We start from the raw sequence: 3,314 nt of genomic DNA on the forward strand, positions 1-3,314 counted from the left end.
GGATCTCCAACCGCACGGTCGGCGCAGGCATGCTGCACTTCGCGCTCCGCCGCAGCCAGAACATCCACTGGCAGGCGCTGGACGTGCACAAGGCCGCCCGCTCGGCGGCCAAGGGCCAGAAGGCGCGCGTGGTCTGGTTCACCGGCCTCTCGGGCGCGGGCAAGTCGACCATCGCCAACCTGGTGGAAAAGCGCCTGCACGCCGAGGGCCGCCACACCTACCTGCTGGACGGCGACAACGTCCGCCACGGCCTCAACAAGGACCTCGGCTTCACCGAGGAGGACCGGGTCGAGAACATCCGCCGCGTCGCCGAGGTGGCCAAGCTGATGGTCGACGCCGGCCTGATCGTGCTGGTGAGCTTCATCTCGCCGTTCCGGGCGGAGCGGCGCATGGCCCGCGAACTGCTGGAGGACCGCGAGTTCGTCGAGGTGTTCGTCGACACCCCGCTGGCCGAGGCCGAGAAGCGCGACGTGAAAGGCCTCTACAAGAAGGCCCGCGCCGGCGAGCTCAAGAACTTCACCGGCATCGACAGCCCGTACGAACCGCCAGAGACCCCCGAGATCCGCATCGACACCACGGCGCTGACCCCGGAGGAGGCGGCTGAACGGATCTGCGCCCGCCTCACGGCGGCGGCCAAGGACAACTGACATCTCCGCTGGGCGGGGTCGCACGCGATAGGTGACTCCCGTGGCCCACGAGGCTGCGGGCTGACTGCGTGCGGGTCCTAGAGCAGGAGCGCCACTCCGGCGGCCGCAGCGGCCCAGAAGATTGCACAGGCTACGAGCACAATAACCAAGCCGCTGCGCCTGCCATGTCTGGACGGGGCGTCGGGAAGTTCAGGCGTGGGTGCAGGCCTAACCATGCTCCACCGCTCCGGAGTTCCGCGCAGTGTGTCGGCAGCGGCGTCATGCCGGCCCGGCGTGCTGGCCAATGGTCTCCGTCCACCCACACTCTGCGCCGACTGCAAGGGCGTCGCTAGAGCGCACCACCACGAGATTGACGACCGCGGGCTGATCCGGGCGGTAAGTGGATCATGAAGTGCCAAATGCCACTCTTTCGCTGGTCGTTCAGCACTTTACCGAATGAAGTTACCCGAAATCGCCCGCTCGTTGCGCGGATGTTAGTGCGGAGTTGCTCCAGGCGCCTACGGTCCGGATGACGGTTGCGGGGCGGATGAGCGCCCGATCGGTAGGTCTGGGGTAGATGACGCACGGGGCGGATGAGCGGGCTGGCGCCTTGGAGAGAGCACTCGGCAAGCTTCGGCGATCCGCTGGCCTCGACGGAGCCACGGCGGAGGCGCTACGCGGGATTGTCGGCCCGATCGAGCACTGTCCTGCGGGCAGGGCCCTGAGTCCGGCCGCGACGGAGCCCCGTGCAAAATGGGTGCTCAGCGGCTGGGCCTGCGAGATGCGTGTGCTGCCGGATGGCCGGCGACAGATCTACTTGCTCGCCCTGCCCGGAGACGTGGTCCTAGCCCGTCCACAGGATGTTGGCGCTCATTGCTCGCTGGTGGCGCTCTCCGCCCTTGAATGCGTCGATGTCGCGCAACTGCTGAATCGCGTCCGGCAGGCGGATCGCGAAGACGTCGCCCAGGCCATGAACCAAGCGCTGCACCAGATGCAGGAGCGCCGCTACGACGCGGTCGTCAGGCTCGGGCGGCGCACGGCGATGCAGCGCGTGGCCGACCTGCTGCTTGAACTTCACGACAGGGTGCACGAGCTTGGCCTGGTGGGGTCCGACGGATTCCGCCTGCCGCTCACCCAGGAGCATTTCGCGGACGCGCTTGGCTTGAGCGTCGTCCATGTCAATCGCAGCCTCAGAACCTTGCGGCGAAACAAGCTCGTGAACTTCCGTTTCGGACGCGCAAGCGGCTTTGACCGGGCCGGGCTAATCGCCTTCAGCCAATCGTCACTTGAACGAGGTCCGGTGGCGCTTGCGGATGGTGACGGAGTTCATTGCTCCGACCCAGCCCCTCGCGGCGAATTGATTGGGCTCGATCGCGCCAGCTGAACGGCGCCGCCTGGGCTCAAATACGGCGCTGAGCCTCCATTCCGCCTTGTCGCTGGCGCGCTCAGCCCTCGTGTTCCCAGGCTTCATCTGAAGTCGTGAAGAGGCCTTCGAGGCCTGCCTTCTTACACGCCACGAGCTCGCCTTGCGGGTGTGAGGCGGGGAGCCAGAAATCGCCGGCTCCAGCGACTTGGCCTCCCTGCAGGATCCCGCCGGACAAGACCACAAACTCGTCGATACGACCCGCAACGGCCCCTGGCATCCGCGCGCCGGCTGCCGCCCGGACCATGAACACGAGTTCGCCGAGGCCGCTAACCTCCCTGACCGGCGACATTTCGAACCCGGGCGAGACGGTGCGCCAGGCTTTGGCGGCCGGCGGGACCCAGGCGGAGGGCGGAGAGCTCCCCCATCGGAGAATCGTTTCTGCGCACTTGGCGCACTGCGCCACGTGTCTGGCGACGAGCAGAGCCGTGCCGGGGGAGCAATCGCCCAGCGCGTAGCCGGCGAGCCTCTCTGATGTCGGATGGTGCGCCAGGGGCGCCGCCACCGCAGGTATCGCCGACTTCAACTGGGACCGTTGTGCTGACACTTGTGCTTGCTCCGCGCCGCAGCATCTTTTTTGTCTCGGAGCCCCTGAAGCTGACATGAACGGGAAAAGCCGCCGTTGGCAACGGGGCGGTTCGCAGTTCAGTGCGGTTCGGAGCTTGGCTCGCTAGGTCAGCCAGAACAGATCCAGGCTGAGGGGGTACTTGTTGGAGAGGGTGGCGAACTGCACGGCGTCGGCGGCGTCGCCTCCGTTGCGGTCCAGGTAGAGGGCCCCCGTGGTTGTGACGTAGTGCAACGCCGCCACGCCCTCGGTGCTGGCCCCGAGGCCGTTGACGAACAGCACCTGTCCGTCGGTGACGCCGAGCCCGAGCAGATCCAGACCGAACCTGTCGTTCCCGCTGAAGTCGGTGACGACGTCTATGCTTCCGTCGAGGCTTTCGAACCGGAACACGTCCAGGCCCGAGCTGCCGGTCAGGTTATCTGCGCCCGCGCCGCCCACCAGGGTGTCGTTGTGGTTGTTGCCCTTGAGGATGTCGTCACCGGCGCCGCCGCGAACGAGGTCGTCCTGATCGCCGCCGGACACGGTGTCGGCCCCCTCGTCGCCCTCCAGCACGTCGGCGCCGGCGTTGCCGAAGATCTTGTCGTTTCCGGAGAGGCCCTGGACCGTATCGCCCGCGGCGCCGCCGTTCAGCAGGTCGTCGCCGCTCGTGCCGCGCAGGGTGAAGGAGTCGTCGTTGCTGATCGCGCCGATGGCCGTCGCC

At 67.3% G+C, this 3,314-nt stretch carries 4 protein-coding genes; 2 read left to right on the forward strand and 2 right to left on the reverse strand.

The window, feature by feature from the left end:
- Both cysC and VIL67_RS00850 read left to right on the forward strand, forming a co-directional pair.
- Nucleotides 1-647 (forward strand): adenylyl-sulfate kinase (cysC, locus tag VIL67_RS00845; protein WP_332046948.1); only part of this gene is annotated, 647 nt, incomplete at its 5' end.
- Nucleotides 648-1,407: 760 nt separating this feature from the next.
- Complete coding sequence (locus tag VIL67_RS00850) at nucleotides 1,408-2,010, forward strand: Crp/Fnr family transcriptional regulator (protein ID WP_332046949.1); 603 nt, start codon at nucleotides 1,408-1,410, stop codon at nucleotides 2,008-2,010.
- Nucleotides 2,011-2,071: 61 nt separating this feature from the next.
- On the opposite strand, the gene VIL67_RS19610 is transcribed toward VIL67_RS00850, so the two are convergent.
- Nucleotides 2,072-2,653, reverse strand: a complete 582-nt coding sequence (locus tag VIL67_RS19610) for a zf-HC2 domain-containing protein (protein WP_414696152.1) — start codon at nucleotides 2,651-2,653, stop codon at nucleotides 2,072-2,074.
- A gap of 66 nt (nucleotides 2,654-2,719) precedes the next feature.
- Nucleotides 2,720-3,314, reverse strand: a 595-nt coding sequence (locus tag VIL67_RS00855; protein ID WP_332046950.1) for a calcium-binding protein, incomplete at its 5' end; no start/stop codon positions are given.

It is taken from the genome of Phenylobacterium sp., assembly GCF_036563385.1.
Classification (GTDB): Bacteria; Pseudomonadota; Alphaproteobacteria; order Caulobacterales; family Caulobacteraceae; genus Phenylobacterium.